This is a genomic window from Kiloniella laminariae DSM 19542, from assembly GCF_000374005.1.
GTDB classification, from domain to species: Bacteria; Pseudomonadota; Alphaproteobacteria; order Kiloniellales; family Kiloniellaceae; genus Kiloniella; species Kiloniella laminariae.
In genome coordinates this window covers 217,589-232,081 of sequence record NZ_KB893168.1, presented here as the reverse complement: position 1 = coordinate 232,081, position 14,493 = coordinate 217,589, and the positions used below count along the sequence as shown (strand labels likewise).

Sequence of the window (14,493 nt, the reverse complement as noted above, 5' to 3'; positions counted from 1 at the left end):
CTCGATACTTATTCCTGGAGTTCTACCTGAAGCCGGTCGAGGACCTGAACAGGGTGTGATCATGTAAAATCACGGGTGATCTCTTTTTCCAGGATCTTTGCGATGTGCTGAACAGCCGGAGCTTCAAGCATGGTGGCATGATCGCCGGGGCTGGTTTCAAAAACCAGGTCACCTGCTGCGTACTTGCGCCAATACTCCTGCCCATAGGCCCGTTCTTCCGCAGAGGTATCATCGGTGGCTTGAACCAACAGGCAGCGCCCTTTACTGGTTTGGGCTTTAAAGCTGCGCTGTGAAACAAGATGATGGTTATAGATCTGGTGATATTGAGAGATCTGGGCGTCATCAATCCCGGGATACATGCCGTTGTAGCGAACAAGCTTTTCCCGGAAAATTTCTGCGGAAACCGGATTGATCAACTTCAGTATTTCCGGGTCTTCGGTACCTTCGGTATCCAGCATGACGACGCTGGTATTGGTGATGCCTCTTTCATGGAGAATTCGAACCATTTCATAACCAAGAAGCCCTCCGAAAGAAGCGCCAACAAGAACAGTCGGGCCATCAAGCAGGTGTTCTATGGATTCAATATGGTGGCGGGCCATGGTTGAAATATCAGGCAGGAAAGTTTCTCCGGGATAGACCCCACGCGCCTGAAGTCCAAAAACACCCAGTTCGTCCGGCAAGAGCTTGGCAAGCGACAGATAACAAAACGCTGTGCCTCCGGCAGGGTGAACGCAAATGATATTGCGGTCTTTTTTGCCGTTCTTAAGGTCAATAATGCGGGAATGTTCGCCACGGTTTGCCCGTCCGGAGCGGATCAGTTCTGCGACCTCCTCAATTGTTGTCGCCCTTAGTAGGTCGCCAACGTTCAGCTGTGTTTCCATCTGGGCATTGATAGCTGACATAACCTTGATCGCCGCAATGGAAGAACCGCCGATATCAAAGAAATTGTCCCGGATGCCGATCTTGTTATGCAAAAGAATACGCTGCCAGATCTTGTAAAGAGCCAGTTCGATCTGGTCTCGGGGACTGGCCGTGTTAACCTGATTGGTGTCGCCCTGTTCTGCCAGAACGGTATCAAGCTGACGCCGATCGACCTTGCCGTTTGCTGTCAGGGGCAGGGCATCAAGAATGCAAAAAATACTCGGGATCATATAGTTTGGAAGAACATGTCCAAGGTGGCGGCGCAGATCGCCCACAAGGGCATTTTTTTGTTCCGGGTTTTGGGGAACAACAAAAGCAACAAGCTGTTTGTCTCCACTTTTCTCTGTGACATGGACAAAAGCATTAACCACCTCGCTCTGTGCCAGCAAGTGCGCTGTGATCTCTGAAAGTTCAATTCGGAAACCACGGATCTTGACTTGCGTATCAATGCGCCCGAGACAGTCAATGGTGCCATCCTTCAGCCAGCGGCCGAGATCCCCGGTGCGATAAAGTCTTTCATGGCCCTTTACATCACAAGGGTTGGCTATAAAGGATTTTTCATTCAGGTCCGGCCGGTTGACATACCCAAGGCCAACACCGTCGCCTCCGACATAAATCTCGCCCACGGCCCCCCGGGGCAACAGGCGTGCCTTGTCGTCCATAATAAAGGTGGAGACATTATAAAGTGGTTTGCCGATAGGGGTTGGGGAGGGATCTTGCGGGGTGACTTCGTGACAGGTTGCCCAGACCGAGCATTCGCTTGGCCCGTAGATGTTGACAAGCGAAGCCTTGAGTTCTGGAGGCAGACAATATTTGGTCAGACGATCCCCGCCTGTAAAGGCGTGTCTGATGGAGGCGGGCCAGTTGAAATCAATGCTGCAGATGGTCTCCATCAATCCGGTGGGGAGCCAGAAATGGCTGGGTTGATGCTGCTGAAGATGCTCCGAGAGTTTAAGAGGATCTTTGAGTGTAGCGTCAGGGGTCATAACCAGACAGCCGCCTGAAGTCAGGGTGGGCCAGATTTCCCAAAGGACAGAGTCAAATGAGACGTTTGCAGAGACGGTCATGACCGTTTCCGGCGTCATGTCAAAACGATCTCTTTGGGAAAGGGTCATGTTGATAAAGCCCCGGTGACTGGCAATCGCCCCTTTCGGGCGGCCAGTTGATCCCGAGGTGAAAACGACATAGGCGGCATCCCCTGGTGTAAGCATTGCGGCAGAAGGAGCGCTATCGCTTACTGGTTGATTGGTCAAATCTGTGATGTCGAGGTTTTCTATGCCTTCAAGCACGAGATCTTTATCTGCCAGGAGATCATTGCGGCTTATCAACAACCGGAAACCTGTATCTTCGGCAATATCAGCAACACGTTTTCCGGGGCTTGAGGGATCAATCGGAATAAAAATGTTCCCGGATTTTAACACGGCCAGCTGGGCGCAGATAAAGTCGATGCTGCGATCAAGGGCTATGCCGATATACCCCGGTTGTTTTCCAGCCCGGCTTGAGAGCAGAGCCGCGATTTTGTCAGCTCGACTGTTCAAATCGCCGTAGGTGATTTCGCCTGTGCTGTCGCGTACTGCAACATGATCTGGCTGAGAGCTGACAAAGGATTCAAACAGTTTGTGGCAGTATTCTGTCTGGTCATAAGGAACCTTTGGGCCAACACTGAGCTTGAGCAGTTCCCGGTTTTCCTGTTCGGACATCATGGGAAGGTCAGAGATTGTGCTTTGGGGATCTGCAGCAATCGCCAAGAGAAGAATAGAAAAGTGCTCGCTCAATGTTTCCACGGTTTCGCGATCAAATAATTCAGTCGCGTAGGTCCAGTTTAGGGAAAGCCCCTCTGGAAGGTGGCGGATTGCCAGGGCGAGATCATGTTTGGCTGAAATATTTTCCGGTAATTCCAGGGTCAGCGTGACATCATGCATGGTAAAGCTGTCGGCGACAAAATTTTCCATGGCGATCATGATCTGGAAAATACTGCTGTGGCTCAGGTTTCTGGGCGGGTTTACCTGTTCAACAATCCGGTCAAAGGATGTGTCCTGATGATCGAAGGCCGTAAAAATATTCTGGTGGCACTGATCAATGAAGTCGCCAAAAACCTGTTCAGGATCAACTTTGGCCCGAAGTGGTAAGACATTGGCAAAAAATCCGATCAACTTGCTGAACTCTGTCCTTTCCCGGTTGGCAACCGGGGCTCCCAAAACGATGTCGTTTTCGTTCGAGTGCCGGGCGAGAAGTGCCGTAAAAGCAGCGTAAAAGACCGTGAATAGGGTGGTTTTATGTGTTTTGGCAAGATCTTGCAGGGCCGTAACACATTCTGGCGGAAGAGGTCGTTCGACTGTATCTCCCTCGAAACCCTGATGGCTTTTACGCGGATGATCCAGCGGAAGGCTGTGTACGACAGGTGCCCCTTCGAGGTTCTTGCGCCAAAATCTGTGATGACGCGCTGTTTCGGCGCTGGCCTCTTGTTGCTGTTGCCAGAGGCTGAAGTCGGAAAACTGGTGCGACAGGTCCTCTAGAGAGCTGGCCTGATCTGTAACTCGGGATTTGTAAAGCTCGGCCAGTTCCTTGCTGAGAACACCAAAAGACCATCCATCCATAACAATGTGATGTCCCGCCAGATAGAGCTTGTGGCTGTTATGGGCTGTCTTGACGAGATGCCCCCGGAAAAGCGGTCCCTTTGCCAGGTCGAACGGCAAATCGAAAATACTGTTCTCGATAACCGCTAACTCTGTCCCTAGATCCTGCTCCCCGCTCAAGTCGCTATAGTCGAGTACAAACCGGTAGTTCTCAAGTAAGGTCTGGTAAAGCTGATCGTCAGTAATATGGAAAACACTGCGCAGTGTTTCATGGCGCTGGACAATCGTTTCCAGAGCCAGTGAAAGTGCTTCACGATCAAGAGGGCCTGAAAGATCAGCTAGCATAGGCAGGGTATAGTGCAGGCCCTTGGCTTCAATCTCGTTCAAAGTCCAGAGACTTTGCTGGGAATGGGAAGCAAGGGCGGTGGTCAGGTGATGAGCCGTTGGTGCCCGGCCTTGCGTGGTGTCGGGGTTGCTGTTTTCCGAAAGCCACGCGATCAGCTGGGATTTGTTTTCTTTGAGTATGGGGAGGATCTCATGATTGACCTCTCCCTTGTGCCAGCGGACCGCCAGCTGATCATCCTTGAGATAAACATCGATAGAATTGTCGCGAATAAGGCGCTGAAGTTCGAGGGAGATCATTTTATCGTTTCCTGCGAATTGCTCGTGTTTATATCAGGGTTTCAACGGTCGTTTCCGACAGATTTCTGGAGGCGAGAACCGAGCTGACGAGCTGGGCCAGTCCCAAAATATTTGGTGTGCTCAAGAGACTGCGGAGCGATATCTTGACGCCGGTTTTATTCTCGACTTGGCTCAGCATCTTAATTGCGAGAAGTGAGTGTCCGCCGAGTTCAAAAAAGCTGCTCTGAATATCAACCTGGGCTTTATCCAGGAGATCCTGCCAAATCAGGGCCAGCACACATTCGATTTCGGAGGAAGGGAGTTCCTGATGAAGCAGTTTTGTTGTTGAGAAATCTTGTTTTGTTTCCAGCAGGGCTTTTCGGTCGGTTTTCCGATTGGCGGTCAGAGGAAAGCTGTCGAGCGGAATGATCTGCTGCGGTATCATGTAAGAAGGCAGTCTGCTGGACAGAAAATCCCTAATTTGCTGCGGACTTGTCTCGCTGGCCGAAGGATGCGCACCGCTATCCCCTGGAGGAATTCTGACAAAAGCAGTGAGCTGCTCCCTCTCTCGTGTTTCTCCTGTGAGGAGAACCACTGCTTCAAGCACGGCAGGGTGGGCGCAAAGATGCTTTTCAATATCGCCAAGCTCAATACGGTGACCTCTGAGTTTAACCTGAAAATCCAGCCGTCCGAGTATTTCAACGGTGCCGACGCGGTCGTCTATGGCCGCTGCCTTGTCACCAGTCCGCCAGCGGGCAAGATCGCCGGTACGATAGAGGCGTTCACCAGTCAGAGGGTGAGCAACAAAGCGTTCAGAGGTGAGTTCTTCCTGGTCATAATAACCTCTGGCGAGGTTGACCCCCGAGATAAAAAGCTCTCCGGTTACCCCGAGCGGTGTCGGGTTCATGCTGTCATCTAGGATATGAAACCGATTGTTCGGAAGTGCTCGGCCAACGCTTACCGTTTTTGCCTGAGAAGTCATTTCCTGCATGCTGACGTAGACTGTGGCTTCTGTCGGTCCGTAAAAATTCCACAATCTGTTGCCGGGACAGGTCGCAAGCAGAGAGTCTTTCAGATGGCAGGGAAGACTGTCACCACCACTGTAAAGCTTGAGGGGAGTGGCGGGTTTCCAGTTGTGATCAATCAACATCTGCCAGGTTGCTGGAGTTGCGTGGGCATGGGAGATTTTCAGCTCTTCAAATTGCCGGGCCATGATTTCCGGATCAGTCAGGGCGGGTAAATCCAGGAGTGCAATCGTTCCGCCGCAAGCGAGAACATGCTGGACTTCGACAACATGCACATCAAAAGAGGCGGCGGTAATCAGCGGTACAACCATACCCGGTTGTAAGGGCATATCCCGTTCCAGGCCGGCAAGGAAATTGTTCAGGTTGCCGTGTTCGACCATGACCCCTTTCGGTGTTCCGGTCGATCCAGAAGTAAAGATGACATAAGCCAGATCATCCGGAGCCAGATTATCCGATGTCGCGCTGATGGACTGATGACTGCCGTCCACCACATCCCGAGAGAGTGTGATCCTGTCTAGATCAAGAAAATACCCGGTTTCCTGATGAAGCAACTCGGGACTGTCAGCATTCCCTAGGATGATAGAGGGGCGACAGCTGTTGAGGATCTGGCGGAGCCGGGAAGGTGGGAATTGGGGATCAAGCGGAACATAGGCTGCTCCGGCTTTGTGGATTGCCAGTATGGCCAGAATCATCTGGAACGATTGCGCAAGAGATAACCCGATCAGAACGTCAGGACTTGCGCCCAGTGCCACGAGCTGTCCAGCAAGGTCGTTGCTGAGCCTGTCTAGCTCCTGATAGCTCCAGCTGTCTTGCTCTGTTTTGCAAGCGATTGCCTGGGGATGATTTTTTACTGAGCGGGAAAAGCGATCAAGGAAGGTTTCCCCTTCTTTGACCGGCAGATGATCACTGTTCCAGCGTGCAATTGCGGCTTGTGAAGCCTCGGGACAGATCGAAAGCGAGGAGACCGCTGTGTCCGGGGTGGTCAGGGCTCTGGACAACAAGGTAACAAAGCTGTTGTGCAGCTCGGCAATGGTTGAGGCTGAATAGAGTTTCTCAAGATAGTTCCAGGAAAATTCTATGTTGTCTTCGTGATCATCAACATAGAGCTCAAGTTCGAAATTTACATTATTTCGGTAAACAGTCTGGGGGGCACAGATGACACCGGGAATATCCAGCTGATCCGTCGTGCCGCTATTCATGGCAAAGAGGATCTGAATGACCGGAGGGAACCCGGGATCCCGGTCCTTGACCAGTTCACCGACAATAACCTCAAAGGGAATATCCTGATGGCGGAAGGTATCCTGAAGCTGGTTCTGAATTCGTGTGATGTAGTGTCTGAAACTTTCTTCGGCTTGCAGTTTGATCCGCAAAGGCAGGGTATTGACGAACAAACCAATCATGCCTTCCACGTCAGGTGTATGGCGGCCTGACACCGGCGTTCCTGTTACCGCTTCGCTTCGGCCTGACCAGCGGGAAATCAGAAGAGAGAAGGCCGCCTGCAGGAGGGAAAAAGTTGTGATCTGTTGCTTTTGGGCAAAGAGCTGTAGCTGCTTTGCAAGCTCTGGCGAGAGCATGCGGGTCAGGGATTGAGCCTGATAGCTTTGTTCCGGCGGGCGCGGGTAGTCAGTCGGAACAGAATTCAGGGATTCAACACCAGCGAGAGTGTTCTGCCAGAAGTCCAGAGAGGAGCGCGAGAGATAGCTGTCAGGGTTATCGTTTTGCCAGCGGGCGATATCGACCATCTGGAGAGGGACGGAAGCGAGAGTTTTCCCGCTGAAGAGAGTCGAAATTTCCCGGAACAGGATCTGATAGGACCATCCGTCAAAACAGATATGGTGAAACACAAAAAGCAGGGTGTTTCGGTCGCTGTCTTCTTGCACCAGATACACTCTGACAGGAATTTCCTTTTCAAGATCAAAGGGAATTTCGGCGAGTTTGGCGAGGGTTTCCTCGAGCGGGGAGCTGGGAGAAAGTGGGTGGTTTTGCAGAGGGAGGGCGCAGTCGCTGGAGATACTCTGGCGAGGCTCACCATCGATGAGGCTGTATCTTGTGCGCAGTACCGTGTGGCGGGCAAGGATCTGGGTGAGTATATCCTCCAGCTTTTCAACATCCAGCTGCCCTCTGAGCCTGAAAGATGTTGCCATGTTATATTGAGATCCGCCTTCAAGCAGCTGATTCAAATAAAACATTCTCTTTTGTGAATGGGTCAGTGGAGCTGGTGAACCATACTTGTCCGGCTGTGGTTCAGGGCCAGTTGTTACAGGCTCCTGATGATCTTGCAGGAAGCTGATAATCGCAGACTTCCGGGTTTGCAGGCTCTGTTTCAATTCCGGACTTAGAGGCTGTCCGTGCGCCCGGAAACGCAAGTTTCCGTCTTGCAGGTAGAGCTCGATACCTTCGGATCTTGCCTGTTGGATAAGAGAGACGACCATTACAGGCTTCCCTCTTCAACGACATTGCCTTCTAACTCGGAAGGATTGCGAAGGCTGTTGACAGCAAGAATAAAGTTGGCCTGTTCCCGGATCGAAAAGTGGGTGAAGAAATCTTCCAGTTTCATGGTCACACCCAGGTCTTTCCGGAAGCGGGAAATGATCTTGATTGCCAGAAGAGAGTGTCCTCCGATCGAGAAAAAATTGTCGAGGACGGAAATTTCCTGGCGATCAAGAACAGCTTGCCAGATTTCTGTGACCTTATGCTCCGTCGGGTTTTCAGCAACAGCCTTGGTATCCGTGGGAATGAAAGGAGAGGGCAAGGCCCGGCGATCCAGTTTTCCCTGGGGTGTCAGCGGCAAGGAGTCCAACACCATAATGGCGTTGGGGCGCATATAGTCCGGCAGGGATTTTCGCAGGAGTCCAGAGAGATATCTCGCCAGTTTCTGGGGTTTAATTGAGCCGGAACTTATGGCTTTCTGTTCTTTTTCTGATGGTACAACGTAGGCAACAAGTGAGCCGTTTTCGTATAGGCAGGCGGCCTGAGATACCTTTTCATCAGCCTGTAATCGGGTTGTAATCTCGCTCAGGTCAACCCGGTAGCCCCGGATTTTTATCTCGTCATCCTGACGTCCGATAAACTCGATCTGGCCCGAGGCATTCCAGCGGGCCATATCCCCCGTGCGATAAAGCCGTCCCTCAACAGCAGGAAAGAGTTCCGCGCCGTCAATGAAGCGTTCTTCGGTTAGTCGAGTGTTCCCCAGATATCCCTGTGCCACCCCGGCACCACCGATGAGCAGTTCACCTTCGACACCAACAGGGCAGAGAGTTTTTCCCTTGGAAATGATATAAGCTGATGCGTTGGTTATCGGGTGACCAACAGGGGGCGGGGTTTCGTAACTTTGGCAAACTTCAAAACACAGCGCATCAACCGTTGTTTCGGTGGGCCCGTACATATTGAAGAGGCGAAATCCGCAATCCGGGGGAAGGGTCACGGCACCAAGCCTGTCTCCACCAGTCAGAAGGGTTTTCAGGCTGATTGGCCAGAGGAAATCTGTTGCCATCGCGGTTTCAAACAGCCCGGTAGACAGGCAGGCATGAGTAATGGCATGTTGCTCAAAAAGGTCGGCCATCAGGCCCAGATTGTTCCGTTCGCTGTCGTCCAGGGAGACAACACTGCCTCCGGCAAGCAACAGCGGCCAGACCTCGGCCATATAGGCATCAAAACTTTGGTGGGCAATGCTGATCCCTTTGCTTTTTTCATCGAGACTGAAGGTGTCCTGGTGAAAATGGCAAAGGTTAAGCAAGGAACGGTGGGAAATCACCACCCCTTTTGGCTGTCCGGTAGAGCCGGAGGTGAAGATGATATAGGCGGAGGAGGAAAAGCTGTTGAGCGAACCAGAGGAATTCTCTGGAATCAAGTGAACTTCCTGGGTCGCTGATAAAATCACCTGTGGCCTTGCTTCGGTCAGAATGTAGTCCAGCCGAGCCCGGGGCAGGTTTTGATCAAGTACCAGCACGGTGGCTCCGGCTTTCCAGACTGCAAGCATGGCAATGACCAGGGCGTTGCCACGCTCATGTTCCAGTCCGACGATCGCCCCCGGTTCGAGTGAAAGGGACGAAAGCTTCAAGGCCAGTTCGTTTGCTGCTTCTTCCAGCTCAGCGTAGGTAAGCCGGGTTTGGCCGTTTATCAGGGCACAGTGCTCCGGTCTTGTCTTTGCACGATGGCTGATTGCCGACACAAGGGAGTTTTGCACGAAGCTCTCTTGTTTTCCCTGCGACCAGACCAGCAACTTTTGTTGCTGGGCGAGGGAGGGTACGGGAAGGGATTGGAGAGACCTCTTCTGCGATGGCAGCATGCCGAGGAACAGTTCTTTAAAGCTCTCCAGAAAAAGGGTTATTTCCTGAGTTGTGAAAATATCACTTCTGTATTCCCAAAGAAAATGGACTTCATCTTCTGCGTGAAACGATCCTTTTCTTGGTACGACGAGACAATCAAGATCAAACTTGGAAGATCTTGATTCCATGGTCTCATCCTTAACCCATGTCAGGTTTTCGGGGGTTGTGGCTGAGATTGGCGTGTCATGGAAGCCAAGCAGAACATTGAAAAAGGGATTGCTTCCTCCTTCTCGCTCGGGGTTGAGAGCCGCAACAATCTTGCCAAAGGGGTACTCTTCATTATGTTGGGCGTCCTCTATCATCTGCCTGGTGTTGAGCAGAAGCTGTTCGAAGGTTGATGCCTTCGCAAGATCCTGTCGCAACACGATGGTGTTGACGAGCATCCCCAGAATAGCGTGGCTGTTTCCCCGGTTCCGGTTGGCAAAGGCGGAGCCAAAAGCGATGTCCGTCTGGTTCGAATAGCGTGACAGGCAGAGAAGCAGGACAGCCGAGGTGTAACAGAAGGTACTGATGCCCAAAGTCTGGCAGGTTTCTTCCAGCCGGTCCCATTGGTCCCGGGTAAAAATCATGCGCTGGGAGGCGCCTTCAAAACCCAGTGCTTGAGATTTTTTACCAAACAGACGCACCCCGTTGGGGCAACCTTCCAGCTGCTTGCGCCAAAAACCGAGCTGCTCTTCAGCCACATCTGAGGCAAGGAACTGATCCTGTTCCCGGGCGAAATCAAGATACTGGGGAACAGGAGACGGCTTGTATTCAAAGGCAGGGTCGACTTCTGAGCGATAGAAATTCAGCATTTCATTGGTGAATTCACTGCCGCTCCAGCCGTCGTGAATGATATGATGTTCCTGATGTAACAGGACATGAAGATCATCGGCAAAGCGGATCAAAAGAAAACGGGCAAGGGGCAACTGCCCCAGATCGCTGATTCCGGGAAGAGCGGTTTCAAAAAGCCGGGCGATTTTGCGCGGGCGCGCTTCTTCGGCAGTCGTCGTGCAATCCACCTGCTCAAGTTTTAACTTAAAAGCAGCTTTAACTTCCTGAAGCGCCTCGCCATCTTGCTCAATGAATATCGTGCGGTATATCTCGTGACGCTGGATAATCTTGTTGAGGGCTTTTTCGAGGGCCAGAGGAGAAAAGGTACCCTTAAAGGTGATGGATGCTTCTGCCAGATAGGCTTTGCTGTCCGGATTGCTCTGATGAAGGAACCAGGCTGCATTTTGTTGGGGCGTAAGGGGAAACGGGTGTTCGGGACGTGTCTGTACTGTCACTGCTGGCAGGGCAGCGGGAATGTCTTGTTCCAGCAATCGTCTTGCCGCAGCCGCTGTCGGATCTTTCCGGAATTGTTTTCCGCTAATGTCGCAGGAAAAATTCTCCTTGATGGCGTTTAACAGGCGGATGAGAGCAATCGAGTTGCCGCCCATCTTAAAGAAATCATCATCTTCACCCAGTTTTTCGTGGCCGAGTTCCCTATGAAACAGAGACAGCAGAAGATCGGAACTGGCGACAGGACCCGGTTTCTGATGTGTACTTAAAAGCGCCTTCCGGTCGATCTTTCCATTTGCCGTAAGTGGAAAATGCTCAAGACAGATGAAATCTGTCGGCATGTAGTAGTCTGGAAAGCTTGAGGCGATCAGGTTGCGAACCTTGTCCTGAATATCTTTCTGGGGGGCTTTGGTGGCAAGGAATGCAAGCAGATATTTGTCTCCTTGTCTCGTTTCCGGGGTTAGGATCTGGGCATTTTCAACCTCGTCGAGAGTGCAGATCAACTGCTCGATTGCTCCGGGTTCAACGCGGTTTCCCCTGATCTTTACCTGGAAATCCTTGCGGCCGACAAAAATGATTTTGTTTTTTGCTCCGCTTATCCCGTCTTCGCCGCCCTGAATCCGTCGCACCAGATCACCTGTGCGGTACCATCTGGTGCCGGAGGAATCAGAGTAAAAAGCAGTCTCTGTAAGTGCCGGGGCATTCCGATATCCGAGGGCTACCTGGGGACCTCCGAGAACTAACTCTCCCTCATCACTTTCTTGACCGTTTTTATCCTCGATCCTGTAACGAACATTTGCCGTCGCATCTTCTATCGAGGCGCTTTGTCCCGGTTTGATCAGGGTCAGGCTTGCACAAACCGTGATTTCAGTTGGCCCATAACCGTTGAAAAGCCGATATTTTTCTGCCCAGTTGTGCAGTGTTTTTTCCGGGCAAACATCTCCGGCGACGACCAGTCCTTCAAGGGCATAGCGCTCGGACAGGGGAAGGTAGGGCAAAAGGGCCGAGGGCAGAATTGCCTGTGTAATCTTCTTTTCCACGAGAAAATCTGACAGTCCTCGGGGATCGTCTCTTTTGTCATCCGGCACAAGGAAAAGGCTGGCGCCGTTCGTAAGCGCCAGAACCCACTCCAACACCGCAGAATCAAATGCGGGGGCTGCATAGTGCAAAACATGTGATTGCACGGTTATGCCCAGCTTTAGTACTACGGCATCTGAAGTGCGTAACATGGCATCTTGCGTTAGCTCAACACCCTTGGGGCGGCCACTTGATCCAGAAGTGTAGATCAGAAAAGACGTTACGTCAGGCCGGAGAACTTCAGGCCGGAGAACTTCAGGCCGGAGATCTACACAGGAAAAATTGGGGAGCGGCTTGATGTTGGGCTGTTCATATATAAGTGGTTCAGTTGCGAGAGAGGCAAAATCATTTTGATGGGATCTTGTTGTAATGACGAGACCGCCACCGGCATTCTCCAGCAGAAACTCTTTATGTGATGTCGGATGGCGTGGGTCAATTGCAACAGAGGGGCGGCCAACAGAGAGGCTGGCAAGCGAGGCAATAATCATCTCACAGGAGCGATCAAGACAGACAAAGACCACATCCTCATTTTGGTCTTGTGCATCACTTTTTTCTTGTGAAGACAGCTGGATCTGGCTTGCCAACTGCGCCACGGCATTGGCGACCTCTTCATAAGTCAGGCTTGTTTTGCTATCAACAAGAGCAAGGTGCTGAGGGGTTTTACGAGCCTGCGCGAGGAAGCGGTTGTATATAGTGTTGTGCACGACTGAAGACATCCCTGATTATTTTATAATTTAGCAATCCTGCCTTCGGATTGCACCGTCTTGTATGAATTTTGGATACGTTGCCCAGATTCCTTTGGATCCATTCAGACCGGTTCGGTTTCGCTTACCCGTCTATAGTGGCGTAATTTTGGTACCACTGTGAGGACTGGTTGCAATAAAACCCCTGATGTGTCCCTAGGTCAAATCAGGCTGGATCAATGTCAGACTATGAAAATACGATGCAAAGCAGGTGAGATGGCGTGACATTCCTGTGGTGCAAATCGCGCGCCTGCAGTCGGATGTAAATGGGTTTTTCATATGCACTGACCTGTTCGTATTTTTGTGTTGCTCTGGAACTTTAGTTGTCCAGTTTTCCCGCGGCATTATATTGTTAAATTTTATATTGTATATTTTATTTTGTTAAGAGGTTGTGTTTTTAATATTCTCATCATTATTAAATTCCAATAGTGAATTGTATTTTAATGGATATATCAAAATTTAAACACTCAGTAGTTGTATTTTTATTTTTTCTGTTCGTGAGTCTTGTTGCTTTTTTGTGTTGATCGAATCCTAAGTTCATTAGGTTGTCTTGTCCAGTGATAACAAATGGGGCATGAGTATAAAATGATAATCCAGGCGGAGGGGAAGTGATGGATTGTAATCCAGGAGAGCATTGGCAGGAATATTTTCTGGAAGATTATGATGCGGATGAAAGTGCGAACAACCTCCGCCTCACAGGGATTAAAGAGCGGTTTTTGAGCCCGGATGAAAATGTCTTGCTGAGCCCGGTTATTCTCGGACGCAAGGAAACCGGGCAGGCTTGTCGTGATCTGCAGCGACTGGGGCAATTGCTTCAGGAAATGCCAGAGCTGTTTTTCCATTCTGATATGACGCAATGGGCCCTTGCTTTGGGTTATTCATCAGAGCAGGCGGCTTTTCTAACCGGAACATTGGCAGGGCGACCACCTGCGTTTGGTCGTTGGGATATTCTACCATCGATTGAGGGGTGGAAGATTATCGAGTTTAATTCTGGTGGAGCTGTTTCCGGTCTGGACTGTGATGCGATGCAGGATCTGTACGATGTCCTGTTGTCCGAACAGCTTGCCGAGTACCTTGCAGGGCATGATGTTCGAGGGGGGAATGCCCTGGATGCGTTGGGTGAGCTGGTAGCAAAGCTTGTTGCGGGAAGGGAGCTGTCTGATGTCGTCGTTGTTGATGATGATCAGCAGTACCGGAACAGTCCCTTCAGTGCGGATGGGGCTGCGCAGGTTCTGGCACGAATTTTAAACAGGCAGGTCCGGGTGGAGGTTGCAAGCAAGTTTGAGCCTGCAAGCAAGGGGGTAACGCTTGTCTTTGAGGTGTTTACGCTACGGGATGTTGCTGCCAGACCTGAGCTGTATCACAGGTATCTCTCTGCAGTTGGTCGGCAGGATGTTCTTTCGGTTAATCCTCTGGCAACAGATCTTCTGATGAGTAAGGCGGGCCTGGCTGTCCTCTATGAGCAGGCTCGAAAGGGCTCCTTAACGCCGGCAGATCAGGATCTTGTTCTGAAATACATTCCGGAAACCTATTGTGTTACCTCCGATCTGCTTGCCCGGGAGGGGGGATTTGATCGAGAAAAGTGGGTTTTGAAAGCTGCAATCGGCTATGGCGGAATGGAGGTGTTCTGTGGCTGGGAGCAGACAGAAGCCCGCTGGCAGGAGCTGCTGGAAGAAGCCGCAAATGGAGAGGTTCTTTTTGTCCTGCAAAAACGTGTCCAGCCGGTAAAGCAGACGGTTGTGGCCATGACCCCCCAGGGAGATTTTATCGAACGACAGGAAGCACCTGTTCTCGGAATTTTTATCCGCGAGGGGCAGTTTTCAGGGGGGCTGGCGCGGGCAGGAATTGGGAACTCTGCTGTCGTCAATGCTCATAATCACGCAGCAGTTGGGGTTATGCGCCTGGAGCAGGAGTGAGCTGTTTTGGGTGTGATGGCAAT

4 protein-coding genes are annotated in these 14,493 nt (G+C 51.3%); 1 reads left to right on the top strand and 3 read right to left on the bottom strand.

The features are described from left to right. Positions 1–59: 59 nt before the first annotated feature. From B152_RS0118830 to B152_RS0118820, 3 genes are read right to left on the bottom strand one after another with little or no spacing between them, the layout of a single operon-like run. Entirely contained in the window at positions 60–4,139 is a 4,080-nt protein-coding gene (locus B152_RS0118830; RefSeq protein ID WP_020593998.1) for a non-ribosomal peptide synthetase, read from the bottom strand. A 28-nt stretch (positions 4,140–4,167) separates the two neighbouring features. Then, complete coding sequence (locus B152_RS0118825) at positions 4,168–7,575, bottom strand: non-ribosomal peptide synthetase (RefSeq protein WP_020593997.1); 3,408 nt, start codon at positions 7,573–7,575, stop codon at positions 4,168–4,170. Further along, positions 7,575–12,515: a non-ribosomal peptide synthetase gene (locus B152_RS0118820; RefSeq protein WP_169337437.1), complete on the bottom strand. Its 4,941-nt coding sequence runs from the start codon at positions 12,513–12,515 to the stop codon at positions 7,575–7,577. Before B152_RS0118820 ends, B152_RS0118825 begins: the two co-directional genes overlap by 1 nt. A gap of 650 nt (positions 12,516–13,165) precedes the next feature. Between B152_RS0118820 and B152_RS0118815 the strand changes: the two genes are divergently transcribed. Next, positions 13,166–14,470, top strand: coding sequence for a hypothetical protein (locus tag B152_RS0118815; RefSeq protein WP_020593995.1), 1,305 nt, complete (start codon positions 13,166–13,168; stop codon positions 14,468–14,470). Positions 14,471–14,493: the final 23 nt, after the last annotated feature.

What these genes read in the sequence shown, in the direction of transcription:
- B152_RS0118830 (WP_020593998.1), bottom strand. Translation starts at nt 4,139, where the DNA reads ATGATCTCCCTCGAACTTCAGCGCCTTATTCGCGACAATTCTATCGAT.
- B152_RS0118825 (WP_020593997.1), bottom strand. Translation starts at nt 7,575, where the DNA reads ATGGTCGTCTCTCTTATCCAACAGGCAAGATCCGAAGGTATCGAGCTC.
- B152_RS0118815 (WP_020593995.1), top strand. Translation starts at nt 13,166, where the DNA reads ATGGATTGTAATCCAGGAGAGCATTGGCAGGAATATTTTCTGGAAGAT.